General features: G+C 67.4%; 1 pseudogene. It reads left to right on the plus strand.

The features are described 5' to 3' along the window. Nucleotides 1-236 (plus strand): annotated as a pseudogene (locus EN808_RS37550) (hypothetical protein); the annotation flags it as partial. Nucleotides 237-279: the final 43 nt, after the last annotated feature.

Here is a 279-nt window from a genome sequence, read left to right on the forward strand (position 1 = left end):
GGAAACAGCGCGTCGGCGCGCTTCCACTGGTGGCCATTGGCGGGCTTACGGTCGAGCGCATTGCCGGTGTCTTCGCGCAGGGCGCGCAATGCGCCGCAGTAGTGACCGATATCACCCGCAATGCGCAACCCGAGGCGCGCGCAGTGGAATGGCTGGCGGCGACGCGCTGTTTCCAGATGGCGATGCGGTCCAGCCCCTGCGGCGCCCATTTCATCGCCTTGAGGATGGTCGGGTAGATCGGGCCGAGCGCGACATAGTCCGGTTCGGCTTGCAGCGCGG

The organism is Mesorhizobium sp. M8A.F.Ca.ET.165.01.1.1, assembly GCF_004792065.1.
In the GTDB taxonomy this organism is placed as follows: domain Bacteria; phylum Pseudomonadota; class Alphaproteobacteria; order Rhizobiales; family Rhizobiaceae; genus Mesorhizobium.